Source organism: Marisediminicola senii (assembly GCF_011057645.1).
In the GTDB taxonomy this organism is placed as follows: domain Bacteria; phylum Actinomycetota; class Actinomycetes; order Actinomycetales; family Microbacteriaceae; genus Marisediminicola; species Marisediminicola senii.
Map to the genome: position 1 here is coordinate 26,887 of NZ_JAALGE010000006.1, position 20,316 is coordinate 47,202.

19 protein-coding genes are annotated in these 20,316 nt (G+C 66.6%); 15 read left to right on the plus strand and 4 right to left on the minus strand.

Features of this window, described 5'->3' with window-relative positions:
• Positions 1 to 5: 5 nt before the first annotated feature.
• Both G5S38_RS04340 and G5S38_RS04345 read right to left on the minus strand, forming a co-directional pair.
• The gene (locus G5S38_RS04340; protein WP_165064840.1) at positions 6 to 812 is read right to left on the minus strand and encodes a DUF1206 domain-containing protein; all 807 of its coding nucleotides are present in this window, start codon (positions 810 to 812) and stop codon (positions 6 to 8) included.
• A gap of 20 nt (positions 813 to 832) precedes the next feature.
• Positions 833 to 2,041, minus strand: coding sequence for an MFS transporter (locus tag G5S38_RS04345; RefSeq protein ID WP_165064842.1), 1,209 nt, complete (start codon positions 2,039 to 2,041; stop codon positions 833 to 835).
• Between the two features lie 282 nt (positions 2,042 to 2,323).
• On the opposite strand from G5S38_RS04345, the gene G5S38_RS04350 reads away from it, so the two are divergent.
• The 4 genes from G5S38_RS04350 to G5S38_RS04365 all read left to right on the plus strand — a co-directional run bounded on the left by G5S38_RS04350 (position 2,324) and on the right by G5S38_RS04365 (position 6,634).
• Entirely contained in the window at positions 2,324 to 4,810 is a 2,487-nt protein-coding gene (locus tag G5S38_RS04350; protein WP_201276573.1) for a ribonucleoside-diphosphate reductase subunit alpha, read from the plus strand.
• The gene (locus tag G5S38_RS04355) at positions 4,810 to 4,983 is read left to right on the plus strand and encodes a hypothetical protein (RefSeq protein ID WP_165064768.1); all 174 of its coding nucleotides are present in this window, start codon (positions 4,810 to 4,812) and stop codon (positions 4,981 to 4,983) included. The genes G5S38_RS04350 and G5S38_RS04355 overlap by 1 nt, the downstream gene beginning before the upstream one ends.
• A 65-nt stretch (positions 4,984 to 5,048) precedes the next feature.
• Complete coding sequence (locus tag G5S38_RS04360) at positions 5,049 to 6,041, plus strand: ribonucleotide-diphosphate reductase subunit beta (RefSeq protein ID WP_165064845.1); 993 nt, start codon at positions 5,049 to 5,051, stop codon at positions 6,039 to 6,041.
• 110 nt (positions 6,042 to 6,151) lie between these two features.
• Positions 6,152 to 6,634, plus strand: a complete 483-nt coding sequence (locus G5S38_RS04365; RefSeq protein ID WP_235928892.1) for a GNAT family N-acetyltransferase — start codon at positions 6,152 to 6,154, stop codon at positions 6,632 to 6,634.
• 4 nt (positions 6,635 to 6,638) lie between these two features.
• Here the strand turns inward: G5S38_RS04365 and G5S38_RS04370 are convergent, their stop codons facing one another.
• Positions 6,639 to 7,463, minus strand: coding sequence for a fumarylacetoacetate hydrolase family protein (locus G5S38_RS04370; RefSeq protein ID WP_165064848.1), 825 nt, complete (start codon positions 7,461 to 7,463; stop codon positions 6,639 to 6,641).
• Positions 7,464 to 7,540: 77 nt separating this feature from the next.
• Here G5S38_RS04370 and G5S38_RS04375 point away from each other — a divergent pair, with 77 nt between their 5' ends.
• From G5S38_RS04375 to G5S38_RS04385, 3 genes are read left to right on the plus strand one after another with little or no spacing between them, the layout of a single operon-like run.
• The gene (locus tag G5S38_RS04375) at positions 7,541 to 8,236 is read left to right on the plus strand and encodes a FadR/GntR family transcriptional regulator (RefSeq protein WP_201276574.1); all 696 of its coding nucleotides are present in this window, start codon (positions 7,541 to 7,543) and stop codon (positions 8,234 to 8,236) included.
• The gene (locus G5S38_RS04380; RefSeq protein WP_165064851.1) at positions 8,233 to 9,225 is read left to right on the plus strand and encodes an amidohydrolase family protein; all 993 of its coding nucleotides are present in this window, start codon (positions 8,233 to 8,235) and stop codon (positions 9,223 to 9,225) included. The genes G5S38_RS04375 and G5S38_RS04380 overlap by 4 nt, the downstream gene beginning before the upstream one ends.
• Positions 9,222 to 10,049, plus strand: a complete 828-nt coding sequence (locus G5S38_RS04385; RefSeq protein ID WP_165064854.1) for a polysaccharide deacetylase family protein — start codon at positions 9,222 to 9,224, stop codon at positions 10,047 to 10,049. Before G5S38_RS04380 ends, G5S38_RS04385 begins: the two co-directional genes overlap by 4 nt.
• 6 nt (positions 10,050 to 10,055) lie before the next feature.
• Here G5S38_RS04385 and G5S38_RS04390 read toward each other — a convergent pair whose 3' ends face one another.
• On the minus strand, positions 10,056 to 10,859 hold the full coding sequence (locus G5S38_RS04390; protein ID WP_165064857.1) for an IclR family transcriptional regulator: 804 nt from the start codon (positions 10,857 to 10,859) through the stop codon (positions 10,056 to 10,058).
• A gap of 200 nt (positions 10,860 to 11,059) precedes the next feature.
• Here G5S38_RS04390 and G5S38_RS04395 point away from each other — a divergent pair, with 200 nt between their 5' ends.
• From G5S38_RS04395 to G5S38_RS04430, 8 genes are all read left to right on the plus strand, one after another.
• Positions 11,060 to 12,751, plus strand: coding sequence for a thiamine pyrophosphate-binding protein (locus G5S38_RS04395; protein WP_165064860.1), 1,692 nt, complete (start codon positions 11,060 to 11,062; stop codon positions 12,749 to 12,751).
• 22 nt (positions 12,752 to 12,773) lie between these two features.
• Entirely contained in the window at positions 12,774 to 14,363 is a 1,590-nt protein-coding gene (locus G5S38_RS04400; RefSeq protein ID WP_165064863.1) for an AMP-binding protein, read from the plus strand.
• Between the two features lie 27 nt (positions 14,364 to 14,390).
• The gene (locus tag G5S38_RS04405; RefSeq protein WP_201276575.1) at positions 14,391 to 15,386 is read left to right on the plus strand and encodes a cyclase family protein; all 996 of its coding nucleotides are present in this window, start codon (positions 14,391 to 14,393) and stop codon (positions 15,384 to 15,386) included.
• On the plus strand, positions 15,386 to 16,477 hold the full coding sequence (locus tag G5S38_RS04410; RefSeq protein ID WP_328796186.1) for a tartrate dehydrogenase: 1,092 nt from the start codon (positions 15,386 to 15,388) through the stop codon (positions 16,475 to 16,477). Before G5S38_RS04405 ends, G5S38_RS04410 begins: the two co-directional genes overlap by 1 nt.
• Positions 16,474 to 16,896 (plus strand): Zn-ribbon domain-containing OB-fold protein, encoded by a 423-nt coding sequence (locus G5S38_RS04415; protein WP_165064866.1) that lies wholly within the window; start codon positions 16,474 to 16,476, stop codon positions 16,894 to 16,896. Before G5S38_RS04410 ends, G5S38_RS04415 begins: the two co-directional genes overlap by 4 nt.
• The gene (locus G5S38_RS04420; protein ID WP_165064869.1) at positions 16,893 to 18,038 is read left to right on the plus strand and encodes an acetyl-CoA acetyltransferase; all 1,146 of its coding nucleotides are present in this window, start codon (positions 16,893 to 16,895) and stop codon (positions 18,036 to 18,038) included. The genes G5S38_RS04415 and G5S38_RS04420 overlap by 4 nt, the downstream gene beginning before the upstream one ends.
• 55 nt (positions 18,039 to 18,093) lie before the next feature.
• The gene (locus G5S38_RS04425; protein WP_165064872.1) at positions 18,094 to 19,062 is read left to right on the plus strand and encodes an MBL fold metallo-hydrolase; all 969 of its coding nucleotides are present in this window, start codon (positions 18,094 to 18,096) and stop codon (positions 19,060 to 19,062) included.
• Positions 19,063 to 19,208: 146 nt separating this feature from the next.
• On the plus strand, positions 19,209 to 20,303 hold the full coding sequence (locus G5S38_RS04430; RefSeq protein ID WP_165064875.1) for an ABC transporter substrate-binding protein: 1,095 nt from the start codon (positions 19,209 to 19,211) through the stop codon (positions 20,301 to 20,303).
• Positions 20,304 to 20,316: the final 13 nt, after the last annotated feature.

Below are 20,316 nucleotides of genomic sequence, written 5' to 3' on the forward strand. Positions count from 1 at the left end.
GTCGGTTACAGCCGGGCGTACTTGGCGCGCGCGAAGCTGTAGATGCCGAACGCGATGAGCCCGGCGCCGACGAGCACCAGGATGATGCTGCCGAACGGCAGTTCGAGGAGCGACTTGAGCGCGCCGTCGAGGCCGGTGGCCTGGCTGGGGTCGACGGTGAACGCGGCGACGACCAGCAGGATGCCCACGACGGCGATCGCGATGCCCTTGGCGACGTACCCGGCCACGCCGAGTGCCGTGACGGCGGTGCCCGCCGGCTTCGCGGGGATCGAGATGTCCTCCCTGAACTTCTGGGTCACGCCCTTGAACACGAAGTACCCGCCGATCGCGACGACGGCGAGGCCGAGCAGCGTCAGCAGCAGCACGCCGCCGGGGGCGCCCAGCACGGTCGCACTGAGGCTCTGCGTGTCTCCCGACGAGCTCGACGAGCCGCCGCTCGCGAACGTGAAGGCCGTGACTCCGACGGCGACGTAGGCCACGGCCTTGCCGAACTCCACCGCGCGGTGCGCCCACTTGCGCTTCTCCTCCTGGGCGGGCACGAGGATCGCCTCGAACACCTGCCAGAGCGCGAGCGCGAACAGGCCGACCGTGACGACCCAGAGCACGGCGACACCGCCGGGGGTGCTGGCGAGCTGCCCCAGGGCACCGGACTGGTCGGCGGATCCCGACCCCGAGCCGGTGACGACACCGATGGCGATACCGCCGATGAGCAGGTGGAGGATGCCATTGACGGCATAGCCGAGCCGCGCGAGCAGTTCGACGTACTTGTTGTTCTCGAGGGACCGCGCCGCCTGGTTCGCTGAGGTGTTCACGGCCTCAGCGTAATGCGGGCTCAGCTCGGCTGGACGGCGACCGGCTCCGTGTCGGGGCTGGGGCTCGCGTCACGCTCGCGGAGGTCGGGGTGCCACCGCACGAACACCGTGGGAACGATGAAGCCGACGCCGGCGAATGCGGCGGCGACCCAGAAGCCGCCGACGGGCCCGTTGGCGTCGATGAGGAACCCGGCGAACGCCGACCCGATGGCCGCACCGATGAGCTGCCCGGTGCCCGCCCAGCCGTACGCCTCCGCGGTCTCGCTGAACTTGACGCTCGCCGACACGATGGCGAACATCACGGCGAGTGCTGGCGCGAGGGTGATGCCGGCGACGAGCAGTGCGGCCGAGAGCGACCAGAAGCCCGAGGCGAAGATCGCCAGGGTCATGCCGATGAACACGACGAACATGCGGCGGGAGAGCGCCCACGGCCCGATCGGGATGTGGCCGAACGACAGCCCGCCGACCAGCGATGCGATCGCCCAGATGGCCAGCACGATGCCGGAGTCCGCCGACCCCTCGCCGAAGCTCGCGACCACGGAAGCCTCGACGGCGGCACATGCCCCGACCAGGAGGAACCCGGTGATGGTCGCCAGCAGCACCGGTCGGCGCGCGAGTACCTTGCCGATCGAGCGGCGGCTGCGGGGGATGCGTACCCTGCCCACCTCGGGCGAGGCGATGAACCACGAGCCGCCGCCCACGAGGAACGCCATCGCGACGAGGATTGCCGTGGTGGTCGAGACCTGGGTGGCGATGAAGGTGGTGACCACGGGAGCCGCGACCCAGATGATCTCCTGGGCCGACGCGTCCAGCGAGAACAGCGGGGTGAGCTGGCGCGAGTTGACCATCTTCGGATAGATGGTGCGCACCGCGGGCTGCACGGGCGGGGTGGCGAGGCCGCCGACCAGGCCGATGAGCATGTACGCCCAGACCGGCAGCACGAGCAGCGCGACCGCGCCCATCGAGATCGCACACACGATGAGGGTGAGCACGAGCACGCGGCGCATGCCCCAGATGCCCATCCAGCGGCTGGTGAGGGGCCCCGCGACGGCCTGGCCGACGCTGGTGGCCGCGAGAACGAGGCCCGCCGCACCATAGGAGCCCGTGATGCCCTCGACGTGCAGGAGGTAGGCGAGCGACAGCATCCCATTGGGAAAACGCGCCGTCAGTTGTGCGCCGATGATGCGGGCAACCCCCGGGGTTCTCAACAGGTCTGCGTAGCTGCTCACGAGGGTTCAGCCTAGCTGTGGCGGGGGCTCCGCGGAGTGTCGGCGGTGGACCCTAGCCTGTGCATAAGTCCGCGAACTTATACACACCTGTGGATGACACGCCCACTACATATTGCGATGCAAGATTGTCAGAGGGCCCGTATATAGTGATTGAACTGTCCAACCGCAGCTGTCGGTTTGGGGGGCAGAACCAGGTGCGGCCGCGTTTTACCGGCGTCGCCGGTGCCTGCAACTGATTTCACTGAACTGTTTAAAACCGGGGACGCAAGGGAGTTATTTTTCGTGGCAATTACCGTAGTGAAGCGCAATGGCGAACGAGAGCCATACGACGCCAACAAGATCAACCTCGCCATCGAGCACGCGAGCGCTGGCCTCGACGGCAACATCGCCTGGGTCACCCAGATCGCGTCCGAGCTCGAGATCACCCTCTTCGACGGTATCTCCACCCAGCAGCTCGACGAGGCCGTCATCCAGGTCGCCCTGCAGAACGTCAAGGACGACCCGGCCTTCGACACGGTCGCCGCGCGACTGCTCCTCAAGACCATCTACAAGCGCGTGCTCGGAGACTACGAGACCGCCGACGAACTCAAGTCGCTGCACGCGGCACACTTCGCCATCAACATCACCCGCGGGGTCGAGGAGAAGCTCCTCGACCCCCGCCTGATCGAGATGTTCGACCTCGACGTGCTCGCGGCCGCCCTCGACCCGGTGCACGACGACCTGCTCAAGTACATCGGCGTCGTCACGCTCAACAACCGGTACGGCATCAAGGGCCGCAACGGCGACGCCCTCGAGGTTCCCCAGTACTTCTGGATGCGCATCGCCATGGGCCTGTCGCTCAACGAGGCCAACCCGACCGCCCAGGCGATCGTCTTCTACGAGAAGATGGCCAAGCTCGAGTACCTCGCCGCCGGCTCCACGCTCGTCAACGCCGGAACGATCTACCCGCAGCTCGCGAACTGCTTCGTCATGGAGATGCAGGACGACATCGAGCACATCGCGAAGACCACCCGCGATGTCATGTGGCTGACCAAGGGAACCGGCGGCATCGGCCTCTCGGTCACCAAGCTGCGCGCCCAGGGCTCGCCCATCCGGTCGAACAACACGTCGTCCACCGGGCCGATCCCGTTCATGCACACCATCGACTCGATCCTGCGCGCGGTCAGCCGCGGCGGCAAGAAGTTCGGTGCCCTCTGCTTCTACATGGAGAACTGGCACCTCGACTTTCCCGAGTTCCTCGACCTCCGCCAGAACTCCGGCGACCCGTACCGCCGCACCCGCACCGCCAACACCGCGGTATGGATCAGCGACGAGTTCATGAAGCGCGTGCAGAACGACCAGGACTGGTACCTGTTCGACCCGCTCGAGGTCTCCGACCTCAACGAGCTCTACGGCAAGGAGTTCAGCGCCCGTTACGCCGAGTACGTCGCCCTCGCCGACGCCGGCAAGCTGCGCATGTTCAAGCGCATCAAGGCGCGCGAGCAGTTCAAGTCGATTCTCATCTCGCTCCAGACCACCTCGCACCCGTGGCTCACCTGGAAGGACACGATCAACAACCGTGCCCTGAACAACAACACGGGCACCATCCACCTGTCGAACCTCTGCACCGAGATCACCCTCCCGCAGGACGAAGACAACGTGTCGGTCTGCAACCTCGCGTCGATCAACCTGTCGCAGCACCTCTCTACGGTCGACGGTCGCCTCACGGTGGACTACGCGAAGATCGCGGAGAGCGCGCGCCTCGCCGTGCGCCAGCTCGACAACCTCATCGACATCACCCGCTCGTCGGTCAAGGAGGCGGACTTCTCGAACGAGCAGAACCGCGCCGTCGGCCTCGGCGTCATGGGCTTCACCGACGTGGTCGAGCGCCTCGGCGTCAGCTACGAGAGCGAAGAGTCGTACGACCTGATCGACGAGATCATGGAGCACGTCTCCTACGCGGCCATCGACGAGAGCGCCAACCTCGCCCGTGAGCGCGGCTCGTACGCGAACTTCGAGGGCTCCGGCTGGTCGAAGGGCATGGTGCCGCTCGACAGCATCGCGCTCACCGAGGCAGACCGTGGCATCCCCGTCGCCGTCAACCGCACCACCCGCCTCGACTGGGATGCCCTGCGCACCAAGGTCGCCGGCGGAATGCGCAACGCGACCCTGATGGCGATCGCCCCGACCGCGTCGATCGGCCTCGTCGCCGGCACCACCCCCGGCCTCGACCCGCAGTTCTCGCAGATCTTCAGCCGCGCCACCTCGAACGGCAAGTTCCTCGAGGTGAACCGCAACCTGGTCACCGATCTGCAGAAGCTCGGCATCTGGGACTCGACCCGCGAGACGATCCTGCGCAGCCAGGGCGACATCCAGAACATCGACTCGATCCCCGACCACGTCAAGGCCACGTACAAGACGAGCTTCCAGCTCTCGCCGTACGCGTTCCTCGAGGTCGCGGCCCGTGCGCAGAAGTGGATCGACCAGGCCATCAGCCGCAACATGTACCTCGAGACGCGCGACCTCGGCGACATGATGGACATCTACATGGGAGCGTGGGAGCGCGGCGTCAAGACGACGTACTACCTGCACATGAAGCCCCGGCACACGGCAGAGCAGTCCACCGTCAAGGTCAACAAGGCGGAGGGACTCGGTTCGGGTGCCAAGCGCGGCTTCGGCGCCCCGTCGGCGGCCACGGTCGTGCCCGTTCCCGCCGAGCAGGCCGCGGCACCGGCATCCGCACCCCGCAAGGGTTTCGGGTTCGGCGGAGTCTCGAAGGGTGACAGCTGATGGGAACCCTGACTTACACGGAGCAGGCCTTCGCCGGGCAGACGTCCACCTTCGACGGGCACACTGAGGTGGAGGGCGACACCGTTGAGGTGGCTCCGTTCGAGGCGGCTCCGTTCGAATACTTCGTACCGGTCGACCCGATGGACGACCTGCAGTGCGACAGCTGCCAGTAGGCGGCCACCCGTGACTCCGCTCCAGACTTTTCATCTTCGAACAGCGACAAGAGAGAACTAAGACAATGGGTATTCTCGGCACCGGCCTGCAAGAGGGCCTCCTGCTCAAGCCAATCCGCTACCAGTGGGCCATGGACCTGTACGACCAGGCCGTCGCCAACACCTGGTTCCCGAACGAGATCCAGCTCGGCGAGGACATCGCCGACTTCAAGAAGATGACCGACGAGGAACGTCACGCCGTCACCTTCTTGATGAGCTACTTCAACCCGAACGAACTGTTGGTCAACAAGGCCCTCGCGTTCGGCGTCTACCCCTACATCAACGCGGCGGAGTGCAGCCTGTACCTCGCGAAGCAGATGTGGGAAGAAGCCAACCACTGCATGTCGTTCGAGTACGTGCTCGAGACCTTCCCGATCGACCGTGAGGCCGCGTACAACTCGCACGTCGACATCCCGTCGATGGCCCGCAAGGAAGAGTTCGAGGTGCGCTACATCAAGCGCATGACCGAGCAGACCCTCGACATCACCACCACCGAGGGCAAGAAGGACTTCGTTCGCAACCTCGTTGCGTACAACGTCATCCTCGAGGGCATCTGGTTCTACTCGGGCTTCATGGTCGCCCTGTCGTTCCGCCAGCGCAACCTGCTGCGCAACTTCGGTTCGCTCATGGACTGGGTCGTTCGCGACGAGAGCCTGCACCTCAAGTTCGGAATCAACCTCATCCTGACCGTGCTCGAGGAGAACCCCGACCTGCAGACGGAGGAGTTCGCCGCCGAGATCAAGCAGATGATCCTCGACGCCGTCGAGATGGAGGAGCAGTACAACCACGACCTGCTCCCCGGCGGAATCCTCGGCCTCAACGCGACGTACATCAACCAGTACGTCAAGTACCTGGCCGACCGTCGCCTCGAGGAGCTCGGCTTCGAAGCACACTACAACGTGTCGAACCCGGCGAAGTGGATGGCTGCGGCGAACGACACCCTGCAGCTGGTCAACTTCTTCGAGTCGACCAACACGTCGTACGAGTCGAACGCCTCGGCCACCGTCGGCGCCAAGTAGTCACCAGCACTCCGTAGTATCCGGATGGCGGGCCCGCGCACAGCGCGGCCCGCCATCTTTCGCGTCCCGAGGGTTTGCCCCTCCCACCTGCAACAGAACGATTCGAGAACGTGACCATCAGAACCATCCGCGTGCCGTGGACAGATCCGCGCGCCGTCGCACTGCGCGAACTCATGGACCGCGAGATCGTCGAGCGCTACACCGGCCGCCACGACGACGACCCCGACTTCGCCTCGAAGGCCGCCGTCGCCTTCGCGCTCGACCCGGCCGACGTCGTCGCCGTCGTGCTCGGCATCGACGATGCCGGCGAGGCCGTCGCGCACGCCGCGCTGCGCCGCCTGGCCGGCCGCTACGAGGTCAAGCGCGTGATCGTGCTGCCGCAGGCTCGCGGCGCCGGCGTCGGCCGCCTCATGATGGCCGCGATCGAAGAGGCCGCGCGCGAGTGCGGTGCGGATTCCGTCATCCTGCAGACCGGCGACCGGCAGCCCGACGCGGTCGCGCTGTACTCCCGCATCGGCTACCGCCCCATCCCGGTCTACGAGCCGTACCGCGCCGTGACCAACTCGATGTGCTTCGAGAAGCAGCTGGCCTGACCCGTCACGAGTCGGCGATCACCGGCGTGCGCAGAATGCCGAGTCTCTCGACCTCGACCTCGACCACATCGCCGGGGCCGAGGAGTACCGGGGGAGTTTGGGTGTAGCCGACCCCCTCGGGGGTGCCTGTCACGAGGATGTCGCCGGGGTTGAGGGTCATCGTGCGACTTACGAGCGCTAGCACGGAACCCAGCTCGAAGATCATGTCGCGGCTGTTGCCATCCTGCATTACTTCGCCGTTAACTCGGCAGGTCACCCTGAGGCCATCGCGCAGGTCGCCCACCTCGTCCGCAGTCACCAGGTCGCCGATCGGGCCAGATGCGTCGGCGTTCTTGCCGAGGGTCCACTGCGCGGTCAACTTTTGCGCGCGCCGCGCGCTGAGGTCGTTGAACGTCGCATACCCAACTACGGCCGCCCGCGCCTCGTCGGCATCGGCGTTCTTCAGCGGCGCTCCGACGAAGGCTGCGATCTCTGCTTCCCAATCCAGCCCGTCCTCGTCGATGGGAACCGTCGTCGGGGCGCCATCCACGGTGAGCGACGCCGTCCACCGGCCGAAGATGAGCGGGTAGTCCGGCACGCCGAAGGAACCCTCTGCTGCGTGAGCGCGGTAGTTCAGGCCGAGGCAGAGCACCCGAGCCGAGGGGAGCACGGGCGGGACCAGGGTTACCGACTCCGCGGCCATTCGTTCGGCAATATCGGGTGCCCGGGCGACCCAGCCCGCTGGATCCGTCCAGAAGGTGTCGACGGCGCAGAGCGGTATGAGTCCGTCGGGCGCACGCGCCGCGATCTCGACGCCGTTCGGCGCCTGGTACCCGACGATCCTCACCATGCACTCCCTCGACTAAACATGCGAACCTTTCGGACTATTCTATGGCCGCAGCGAGCTCGCCGTGTTAGGTTTCGGGAATGGCCACCACAGCTCCGCCGACGCGCGCGCAGGCCTTGCTCGAACGCATCGAGTCGTCGATAGTCGAGCGCGGACTCACGAGAGGCGACGCTCTCGGAACGTTGGAGCACTGGCGTGCAGAATCGGGATTCGCTCGAGCCACGGTGAGCGAGGCCGTGCGGATTCTTGTCGACCGCGGTGCGGTCGAGATCCGACCCGGCCGCGGCGGCGGCATCTTCGTGGCCGAGGTGGGGCCCGTCGTTCGATTGCGCCACACCCTGCTCTCCGTACACGGAGAGGCGTCGACCGTCGCTGACGCGATAGCCATTCGAGAGGCCCTCGAGCCCCTCCTGGTCGAAGACGCGACCCGACACCGTAGCGCGCGGCAACTGCGCGGCCTGACCAGAGCGCTAGAAGCCCTTGCAGCGGCGCGCGGTGATCGCGACGAGTTTCTCCGCGCGAACTGGGAACTACACGTGGCGATCGCCGGCATCACCCCGAACGAGATGCTGTCTGCGGTGTATCTCACGATGCTCGGCATCATCAACGAGCGGTCCGAGAGCGCGACGGGCCAACCCGGCGAAGACGAGGCTGCTTACATCGGCCACCGCATCGCCGTGCACCGCGAGCTCGTCGCGGCGATCGCCGAGGGCGACGTGCAGCGGGCCAGGCTCGCCGTGCTCGCGCACGCGGCCGAGCCGACGGCCGGCGAATGACCGCACTCGACATTCACGCCCACTTCTACCCCCCGGAATACTGCGCGGTGGTAGCCGAGATAGCCGACGAGCTCGGCGCGCACGCCGAGACTGCTCGAGCCTTCCTCGCCCACCGGATCATCCAGTCGGTGCCCGCCTTCACCGGGTGCCTCGATGAGCGGATAGCGATGATGGATGCTGCCGGTATCGACCTCCAGGTGCTGAGTTTCGCGTCCCTGAACATTTGGCATCCCGACCCGGCGGTGCGGATGAGGCTCGCGGCTGCATACAACGATGGATGCGCTGCCGCTGTACTGGCACACCCGCATCGCCTGCGGTTCCTTGCGACTCTGCCGCTGCCGCATGCCGCCGAGGCGGCGGAGGAAGCCCGCCGGGTTCGCGAGCTGCCCGGTTTCGTCGGCTACACGGTGCCCACCCATATCGCTTCCATCCCGATCGACGATCCGCGGTGGGAGCCGGTCTACTCGGCCATGAACGAGGCCCCGAGCCTCGTACTCGCGCACCCCGACGGCTTCTGCGCACCCGGCGCGCTCGACGTCTACTCCATGGAGTGGGGACTGGGCGCGCCGTTCGAAGACACCATCGCGGTGGTTCGGCTGCTCTGCTCCGGAATCATCGACAGGTTCCCCGCTCTGCGGTGGGTCGTACCCCACCTCGGCGGCACCCTTCCCTTCCTGCTTCACCGGCTCGTGTGGCGGTGGCGGCTCGAGGCGGAGGCCCTCGGAACCGCAGACCGGGCGCAGATCCCCCTCGACCGGGTGCTCTTCGATACCGCCAACAGCACTCCGAGCACGCTCGCCCTCGCCCTCGACACTCTTCCCGCGCACTCCATCGTGTTCGGCACCGACTTTCCGTTCGTCGACCCGGGCGACCTGCGTCGGCCCGTCGAGATGGTCTCCGGCCTCGGACGGCCGGTCGACTCCATACTCTCGGGCACCCTCGGGCCACTCCTTGCGCCATTCGCGCCCACAAAAGGCGGCAATCGATGACCCACTCCATCACCTCGTGGCCGAACGGTGCCCGCGGGGCGCTCGTGCTCAATGTGATGTACGAGCAATGGGCTCCAGGAATCGCGCCGGGGCTCGGCCCGATGGGGAATCCGTTACCGCCGGGGGTCACTGACCACCAGGCGCTGTCGTGGGCGGACTACGGGTGGCGCACGGGCATTTGGCGGGTGCTCGAATCTCTCGACGCCGCTGCCGTTCCCGCGTCGTTCTACGTGAGCGGCATACTCACCGAGTCTGCGTCGAGCTCGGTGCGCGCCATCGTCGACGGTGGCCACGAGATCTGCGGCCACTCCTGGTCGCAAGACCGCCTGCCGGGGGCACTCACCCGTGATGAGGAGCTCGCGGAGATCGTCCGGTGCGTGGAGGAACTCACGCGCGTGGGAGGCCAGCGCCCCCGGGGCTGGATCAGTCCGCGTTGCACACCGAGTGCGCACACGGCGGAGCTGCTTGCCGCGCGCGAATTCGAGTGGTTCGGAGACGTGTTCGACGCGGACCTGCCGTACCGGCTCGACACTGCATCCGGTTCGATCGTGGCTCTGCCGTTCGGTCTGGAGATCAACGATCTGCCCATGACCGTGCGTTACGGGCAGCCGACGCGAGAACTCGCCGCGAGCTTCGCCTCCGCGGCGCACGCCCTCGTAAGGAGTGGGACCGTCGGATACCTCGACGTTACAGTGCATGCCCACGTGGGGTGCCGGCCCGCGGGGATCGCTGCGCTCGGCGAGGTCATCCAGACCGCGCGATCGCTCGGCCTATGGATCGCAACCCGCGGCGACGTGGCCGACAGGTTCGTCGACTCGGAGTGAGCGAGGTCAGGGCCGCTCGTCGCCGAGCAGCCCGAGACGGCGGGTCAATCCGTGCGCGGCGTCCCTGATAGAAACCCCGACCTCCTCGGTGGACAACGACTCGAGTCGATCGGCAGGGCAGCTGAGCGTGATGGCCCCGGCGCATCGGCCGGTCGCATCGAAGAACGGTGCGGCGATACCCGCCCCGTTACGCACCCAGCGGCCAGGGCTGAACGAGTAGCCGAGTTGTCTGTCGACCCTCAGTTGCGCGCGAAACTCGTCGGGGTCCGTGATGCTCTGGGGGGTGTGGGCCACGAGGCCGGTGGCGATGATCGAGTCGCTCTCCTCCTCCGGGAGGCCAGCGAGGATTGCCATTCCGGATGCTCCGCTGAGCAGCGGGAACTGCTTGCCCATTTCGATGACGTACCGGATCGTGTGCTCGCAGTCGACCTTGCTGCGGAACACCAGCCCGTCACCGACGCGCGCGGCGACGTAGCAGGTCTCGTTGTACTGGGCCACGATGTCTTTGAGAAACGGTTCGGCGGCTTTGACGAGGGTGTCCCGTTCGGCGAGCGCCGCCACGATCGCGAACAGCTGGGGGCCGGCCGAGTAGAGTCCACGGTCGCGCTCTTGTTCCACGTAACCGAGTTCTTCGAACTGGGTGAGGATGCGGCTTACCGCGCTCCGGTCGATGCCCGTCTGCCGGGCTGCCTCACGCACCCCGATCCCATCGACATGACTCGACACGAGTTCGAGGAGCGTGATCGCGCGCCCCAGAATGCCTGATTTCGGGCCGCTTTCTCGTTGGTCGACGTCGGTGTCGGAGGCCATGGCACCCACTCCTGTTCGGTGCGGAAGAGTCCGCGGCTATCGGTTGCCCAAGGGTATCCCGACCATCGGCACTGCGTCGTGCCCCGGATGCTTGACACTCGCGGAAACCCCGGACAGAATAACAAGACGATGTCTTGCTCAACAAGACATGGTGGCGGCGCCGAGGTGGCGCCAATCCGGCACGTGACGAGGAGGTCGCTGTGGCAGAACAGAGCGGTGCGGAGTATCTCTCCCGAGCGCTCGACGCATACGGGGTCACTGCGGTGTTCCTCGTACCGACGACTCTCAGCGCAACCCTCGTCACGATGGAGCGGGAGACCGGCATCGCGAGGATCGTCACCCACGGCGAGAAGGCCGCGGCCTACATGGCGGACGGGTATGCCCGCGCCACGGGGCGCCCCGGCATCTGCATGGCGCAGAACATCGGCGGCGCCAACCTCGCCGCGGGCCTCCGCGACGCCTACCTCGGCTCTTCCCCGGTGATAGCCCTCACCGGTGGCCCGTACGAATACAGTCGGGGCCGCAACTACTACCAGGAGATCGAAGACTTTCCCCTCTTCAAGCCGGTGACGAAGTCGAGCAGGCAGGTATTCGATGTCACCCGGCTACCGGACCAGCTCGACCAGGCGTTCCGTGATGCCACGACCGGCCAACCGGGCCCCGCCCACCTGGAGCTCGCCGGTCACACCGGAGACGTGGTCGAGAACCAGTCGTTCGAAGCTCCTGTCCCGAGGTCGGGCGTCCGCCGGGTTCCCGCCATCCGGATCGCACCGGAACCCGCCGCGATAGCGCGCGCCGCCGACGCCATTCGCCGCGCGCGCCGCCCAGTGATCGTCGCCGGAGGAGGGGTGCGCGCCTCGGGCGCCGGGGCGGAGGTGGTGGCGCTCGCCGAGCGACTCGGCGCGCCGATCGCGACGTCCCTCAACGGCAAGGACACCGTGCCCGCGGACCATCCGCTCGCGATCGGTATCCCCGGCCTCTACGCCAGGGCCAGCGCCAACCAGATCCTGCTCGAAGCCGACCTGGTGCTTTACGTCGGGAGCAAGACCGGCAGCCAGGTCACCCTCACCTGGCAGGTGCCACCGCCCGACACACTCGTGGTGCACCTCGACATCGAACCCACCGAACTCGGACGGCACTACCCGCAGACCATCCCGATCGTCGCCGACGCCAGGCTCGGCCTCGACGCCCTTCGTGCCGCACTCTCCTACGTCGACCCTGGCGGTACCGCTGACTGGGTGGCCAGGGCCCGCCGCCTCGGCGAACGCTGGAGCGCCGGGCTCGAAGAGACCGCGCCGCGCGATGCCGAACCGATGCGGCCGGAGACCCTCGTCTCCGAACTCGGTCGCCTGCTACCCGACAACGCACTGGTCGTGGCAGACACCGGCCACGCCGGAATGTGGACCGGCGGATACCTCGACCTCGCCGCCGCCGATCAGGGGTACATCCGCGCTGCGGGGTCGCTCGGGTGGGGACTTCCCGCCGGCATCGGAGCCCAGATCGCCAGACCGGATGCCCAGGTCGTCGTGTTCACCGGAGACGGCGGGCTCTTCTACCATCTGGCCGAACTCGAGACTGCAGCCCGCTGGAATGTGCCGCTCGTGGTCGTCGTCAACGACAACCGGTCACTCAACCAGGAGATCAACCCCTACACCGTGGCATACGGTGGGTCGCTCACCGGCCGGCATCACGAACTCTGGCACTTCCAGGATCTCGACCTTGCCGCCGTAGCGAATTCCCTGGGCGTCACCGGAATACGGGTGACCCGCGCACGAGACCTCGAACCCGCCATCGCCCGCGCCGTCGCGATCAATGGTCCCGTGCTCATTGACGTCGTCACCGACATCGACGCCATCGCCCCCAAGGGCACCGCCGCCCGCGCCACCGACTGACCCCGATCTCCAAGGACCTCGCATGAACCTCGACACCCTCAACGTCCGCAGCTTCCTCGAGCACGCCGTCGACCGCAACGCGTCGTCACCGTTCCTGTTCTGGCAGGACGAGCAGCAGAGCTACGAGCAGTTCAACGCCCGCGTCGATGCGGCTGCCCGCTACTGGCACCACATCGGCGTACGCAAGGGCGACCGGGTCGCCTTCATGGCGGACAACAGCCCCGGCTTCCTGCACTCCTGGCTCGGTCTCGCCAAGCTTGGGGCCGTACTGGTCGCCATCAACACCGGGTTCAAGTTCGCGGAGGCGAAGTTCCTCGTCGAGCATTCCGAGGCACGCTTCGCACTGATCGACCCCGCCCACGCCGAGCTGTTCCGCCGTATAGAGGAGAGGGTGCCGTCGTTGCACGGTGTCTTCGCCCTCGGCGCAGCCGACGGCTATGACGACTTTGCGGCGGCCGCTTCGGCCATGACCGGGCGGGTGCCCTCGGTCGACCTCCGCGGAGACGACCTGATCAGCCTCATCTACACCTCGGGCACCACCGGGCGGCCGAAGGGCGTCATGCAATCGCACCGCAACTATGTCCTCACCGGACAGGCCTACCCGCATTGGATGGCAATGGAGAAAGGTGACCGTATCTACGCCTGCCTCCCGCTGTTCCACATCAACTCGCAGGCGTACTCCACTATGGGGGCGATCGGGGCGGAGGGTGCCCTCGTACTCGCACCGCGATTCTCGGCCAGCCGCTTCTGGCCGGACGTACGCCGCCACAAGGTGACCGTCTTCAACTTCATCGGCGCCATGACAGTGATCCTCTCGAAGAGCGCGCCGGGCCCGGACGACCGCAACCACGATGTCCGGGTCGCCTATGGTGTGCCCGCGCTGCCCTCCGAGGTGCGCGACGACGTGGAGGAACGATTCGGACTCGCCTGCATCTCCGGCTTCGGCATGAGCGAGACAACCTTCGGACTGCTCGAACCCGTCGATGCGCCCCGGCGTGCGGGGTCCATGGGGCTGCCTCGCTCCCACCCCGACCCCACAGTCCCCGTGACCCAGGTACAGATCGTCGACGCCGACGGGGCGGAGGTTCCCCGCAAGACGATCGGCGAACTCGTCATCAAGAACGCCGCAATGATGCTCGGCTACTTCAAGGAACCGGACAAGACCGCGGAGGCCCTCGTTGACGGCTGGCTGCATACCGGAGACAGCGCCTGGCAGGACGACGACGGCTGGTTCCATTTCGTCGACCGCAAGAAGGACATCGTGCGGCGCCGCGGCGAGAACGTGTCGTCGCTCGAGGTCGAGCACGTCATCAACCGACACGGCGACGTGATGGAATCCGCGGTGATTGGGGTGCCTTCCGACCTGACCGACGAAGAACTGTGCGCCTTCGTCGTCGCGAGACCCGACCACACGATCGACCCCGCCGCGATCGTCTCCTGGTGCGACGAGGAACTCGCGGCGTTCAAGGTCCCCCGGTACGTGGAGATCGTCAGTGCGCTGCCGAAGACCCCGACGTCGAAGATCGAGAAGCACCGGCTGCGGTCCGGCGACTACACCGCCGGAGACCGATACGACGCCGGCACCCGATCCACCAAGCCCGTGTCCGCCTGAAACAGAAAACACCGAAGGAATACCATTATGACGATCGAGACCACCAGCACCGACCAGCAGGCACCGAGCGTGGAAACCGTTCGCGCGCTCAGCGCCAAGTACTCCAACTGGGGACGGTGGGGCGCGGATGACCAGCTCGGCACCCTCAACCATGTGACCCCGGAGATCGTGGCCCGAGCGGCAGCGAGCATCCGCTCCGGAAAGCGCATCTCCCTCGGGCTCAACTTCGACCAGAGCGGACCCCAATCCGGCGGTGGCTTCGGCGGGCGGTTCAACCCAATCCACCTGATGTTCCGCGACGGAGGGGACATCGCCAATGGCACCGTGATCGACGAGTTCTATGGTGGAAATGACCGCCACATTCGGGGCACCGACGACATGATCATCATGCCGCTGCAGTCGGGAACGCAATGGGATGCCCTCGCCCACATCTTCTTCGACGGGCACATGTTCAATGGCTTCACCTCCCGTGCCGTCACCAGCAAGGGTGCCACCCACGGCGACATCGCCCAGGCGAAGAACCAGATCGCCGGCCGCGGCGTTCTCCTCGACATCGCCAGGCTCAAGGGCGTCGATCACCTCGAGCCTGGATACGCCATCACCGCCGATGATCTCGTCGAATGCGAGAAGGCACAGGGTGTGACCGTCGGAACCGGCGACTTCGTGATGGTGCGCACCGGCCAGATGGGCGATCGCAAGGGAAACTGGGGTGACTACTCGGCGGGCTCCGCCCCCGGTATGGGATTCGCCAGCGTGCCCTGGGTAGCCGAGCGGGAGATCGCCGCGCTCGCCACCGACACCTGGGGGATGGAGGTGCTCCCCAATGAGAGCCCAGACGTTTTCCAACCCCTGCACTGCATCTTCCTCGTGGCCATGGGCCTCTTCGTCGGCGAGATCTTCGACCTGGAGGCGCTCGCCGCAGACTGCGCAGAGGACGGCCAGTACGATTTCTTCTTCTGCGCACCGCCGCTGCCGTTCACCCGTGCGGTGGGCTCCCCGGTCAACCCGATGGCCATCAAGTAATGATGGGGAGAACCGCCGGCCACTACCCGATCGCGGTGCTCGCCGGCGATGGGATCGGCAGGGAGGTGATGCCGCCGGCGCTCGAGGTGGTCGAGCAGGTCGCCCGGCGGTTCGACTTCACGGTGGACTGGGTCGAGTACCCCTGGAGCTGCGAGTACTACACACGCACCGGGGCGATGATGCCCGCTGACGGTCTCCCGATGCTGGCCGAGCAGAAGGCAATCCTGCTCGGCGCGGTCGGCGACCCGAGCCTGCCCGACCACCTCTCGCTGTGGGGCCTGCTGATCCCTATCCGGCGTGCCTTCGACCAGTACATCAACCTGCGTCCCGCCCGTCTGCTGCCCGGGGTGCAGAGCCCCCTGCTGCGGGCCGACCGCGGCATCGACATCATGGTGGTGCGGGAGAACAGCGAGGGGGAGTACTCCGAGGTCGGCGGCAGGATGTTCCCGGGCACCCCACACGAATTCGCTGTGCAGGAGGCCATCTTCACACGGCGCGGCATCGAGCGCGTGGTCGACTACGCGGCGCGGCTCGCGACGACCCGCGGTGGACGCCTGGTCTCCGCGACGAAGTCCAACGGCATCATCCACTCCATGACCTTCTGGGACGAGGTGTTCCGCGAGGTGATGGCCGGTCATCCCGGTGTCGACGGCCGACTGATGCACGTCGACGCGCTCGCCGCCCGATTCGTCAGCCACCCTCATGACCTTGACGTCGTCGTGGGATCGAATCTCTTCGGCGATATCCTCACCGACATCGGGGCAGTCATCGTCGGCAGCATGGGCATGGCGCCGAGCGCCAACCTCAACCCGGAGGGCGAACACCCCTCGATGTTCGAACCCGTGCACGGGTCGGCGCCGGACATTGCGGGCACCGGGGTCGCAAACCCGATCGGCCAGATCTGGTCGGCGGCGATGATGCTCGACCACCTCGGCGAGACCGCGGCCGCGGCCGCGATCATGGACGCCATTCACGCCGTGCTCGGCGAGTCCGACATTCGCACCCCCGACCTCGGCGGAACAGCAACGACGACCGAGGTCACCGCGGCTGTGCTGCAGTCGCTGGCGGCCGGCGACAGGGCACCGGCATGACCGCGCAACGCCCGACGCCGACGCCGCGGGGCGAAGAAGCCGTGTACTTCAACCACGCTGCCAACCGCGAGCTGGTATTCCAACGCTGCTCGGATTGCGACCGGGCGGTGTTCTACTTGCGCACCCTCTGCCCGGGCTGCGGGTCCGAGTCCCTCGAGGTCACTGTGTCGTCGGGACTTGGTACCGTCTACTCCTTCACCACCCAATACCGCGCCGCCCACCCGTTCTTCGCCGCCGACGTGCCGTACACGCTTGTGCTCGCCGACATGGAGGAGGGTTTCCGACTGTTCGCGAACATCGTGGACCGCGCTCCCGGTGACGTTCACATCGGCATGCCCGTCGAGACGATATTCGATCCGGTGACCGACGAACTCACCCTGCCCAGATTCCGGGCGGCAACGGCGGGGGTGCCGTCGTGAGTATCAGCGGGTCCGCCGCCATCGTCGGTGCGGCCCAGGTCGACGTCTTCCGTACCGAGGGCCGGTCGCCGGTCGGACTCATGGCCGTGGCGGTTCGCCGTGCGCTTCAGGATGCCGGACTCACGCTCGCCGACGTGGACGGGCTCTTCACCTCCTCGTCGTACTACGCGATGCCGACCCTGACGCTGGGCGAATACCTCGGTATCTCCCCGACCCACGTCGACTCCACGTCGATCGGCGGTTGCGGGTTCATCGCGCAACTCGCGCACGCCGCCGCCGCGCTGCAGGCTGGTCTCTGCACCGTCGCGGTGATCGCCTACGGCAGCACCCAACGCAGCGACGCCGGGAAGCTCGTGAGCATGGCAGAGCAGTCCGTGTACGAACTGCCGTACGGCCTCATTCACCCCATCGGTGCGTTCGGCATGGTCGCGCAGCGTCACATGCACCAGTACGGCACGACCAGTGCGCAACTCGCCGAACTCGCGGTGTCGGCCCGACAGTGGGCGATGCTCGTCGACGACGCGCCCTACCCCACCCCCCTCACCGTGGACGAGGTGCTCGCATCGTCCATCATCGCCAGCCCGCTACACAGGCTCGACTGCTGCCTGGTCACCGACGGGGGAGGCGCGATCGTGCTGACCTCCGCCGAGCGGGCCGCCGACCTGCGGTCCGACCCGGTGTTCCTGCTCGGTGCCGGCGAGGCGCAGAATCATCGCAACATCTCGCAGATGGCCGATCTCACCACCACCGTCGCCCGTGACAGCTCCCACCGTGCCTTATCGATGGCGGGGGTCGCGCTCGACGATATCGACACCGTTCACGTATACGACGCCTTCACCATCAGCCTCCTCGTACTCCTCGAGGATCTCGGTTTCTGCGCCAAGGGCGAGGGTGGCGCATTCGTCGGGGAGGGTCGGCTCGCGCCGGGCGGTCAGCTCGCGCTGAACACCAACGGTGGCGGGTTGTCGTACACCCATCCCGGGATGCTCGGGCTATTCCTCGTCATCGAGGCGGTGCAGCAACTGCGGGGCAACGCTGGGCGACGCCAGATCCCCGGAGCCCGTCTGTCCCTCGTGCACGGCATGGGAATGACCCTCGCGGCGCACGCCACCGCCGTGCTCTCCGCAACCCCGCAGGCGTAGCGTGCGCGGCGTGTGCCTTCCGGTACCACCGACGCCAACCATGGAAGGACCTGTAATGCAGACCTGTGAGCGACTCTCCATCACCGTGCTCGTCGACAACTACATCGACATGCTCATGCAGAACACCCCGGGCATCCGGCGGCAGGGCATGGCGGAGCACTTTCTGCCCCGGAGGGGCACGCCCCTAGCCGAGAACGGCATCTCGTTCCTGATTCGCGCGACGACGGCGGGGCGCACCACGACGATCCTCTTCGATGCGGGGATGAGCGGTATCCCGATCATCCACAACGCCGCCGTATTGGGAATCGATCTGGCCGAGGTCGATCAGGTGGTGCTCAGCCATGGGCATCCCGACCACTTCGGCGGTATCTACGCCGCCCTCGGGGTCATTGGCCGCAAGGTGCCGCTCATCGTGCATCCATCGGCCTTCCATCCCCGCTCGATCCGACGACCCGACCTGATGATCCAGTACTTCAATCGCGACCTGACGGAGGCCGAGCTCATCGCGGCCGGGGCGGGCATAGTGGCAGTCCGGGAGCCTCTTGAGATCGCGCCGGGTATCACCACCAGCGGTGAGATCCCCATCACCGTCGATTTCGAGCGGGAGGTGCCGACGGGACGGATGTCGATTCGTGACGGGCATGTACACCCCGACCCGATCGACGACTATCTCACCGTGATCGTCGATGTCGACGGAGTCGGGCTCGTGGTGCTCGATCCGTGTGGACACTCCGGGGTGCTCAGCTCGCTCGACCACGCCATGAGGCTCACCGGTGCCGACCGGGTGCATGGCGTGCTCGGCGGGTTCCACCTCGGGCACGCCGGAATAACCCAGGAGAAGATCGAGCGCACCGTCGAGGGGCTCGTCGCCCGCGACCTGTCCCTGGTGTCGCCCATGCACTGCAGCGGCTTCCGTGCACAGCGCGCGGTGGCTGAGGCGATGCCGGAGGCATTCGCCCTGATGACTGCGGGAGCCGAACTCACCATCGAAAAGCCCCGCGATCACGAACCGGCCAAAAAGTAAGACAGTGTCTTGACAAGCGGGTCGTGTGGTGCGAGATTATGACCACACGGCACGGATGACAGCCACCACCCCTCGACGACGAGTGGGCGGATAACGGCCCCGCCCGACGCACGACCCCGATGCAGCGAACCAAAGGAGATTCGAGCATGAAGAAACAGCAGCAGATCGCGGCGATCGTGGCCGTGGGAACCCTCGCACTCGCGGGCTGTTCCGCGGGCGGCCAGGAGGGATCTGGCGGCGAAGACGAGCGCTACACGGTGACCATGGCCATGGCGGCCGAGGACACCTACACCGCCGAATGGTGGGGATGGCTAGCCGCCGACAACCTCGGCTACTACGACGAGATGAACCTCGACGTGGAGTTCGTCGGTGCCGGCGGCAGTGGTGCAGCCATGGAGCAGGTAGTCGCGGGCAACGCCGACGCCGGTAACCCCTCGGCCCCGGCTTTCGGCGAGGCCGCTCTGGTCGGCCTCGATGTGGTGAACATGTTCACCTACTCCAGTGGCGCCATTTTCGGGATCTTCGTGCCGGAGAGCGAGGGCATCACTGACATCGCCGGACTCGACGGAGCCAATATCGGCATCTCCGAGGCCGGCGGCGGCGAGGTGGCGTTCCTCGAGGCCGCGCTGCGCGCCGAGGGCATCGACCCCATCACCGACGTCCAGCTCATTCCGATCGGCGACGGCGGCCCGGAGACCCTCGCCGCGCTCGACAGCGGCTCAGTCGATGCCTACTCCACCGCCTACAACGACGTCTTTGCGCTCCAGACCGCGGGCATCGACCTTCTCGACCTCACCCCATCGATCTACAACACCTTCCCGGCCCGGGGCATCATCACCACGTCGCAAGTCATCGAAGAGAAGCCAGAGGCGATGCAGCGCTTCGCGCGCGGCACGGCCATGGGAATCCACTTCTGCCTGGCCAACAACGACGCTTGCATCGACATGATGAAGTCGGCCATCCCCGCGGCGTTCGAAGAGAACGCCGATGGCGTCTCGCAGGGCCAGCTGCGCTTCGATCTCTCGCTGGAGCAGGTGCCGCCGGCCGACACGAGCCGCTACGGAGCTCACGACGTGGAAGGCACGCAGGAGTTCCTCGACCTGATCCGATCGACCTCCGACGACTACATGGAGGTCGACGCCGAGACCGTCCTGAACGACGACTTCATCGACTTCGCGAACGACTTCGACCGCGAGGCCGTCGAAGAAGATGCCGCCGACTACGAGATGCAGAACGACTGATACCGTCACCTCC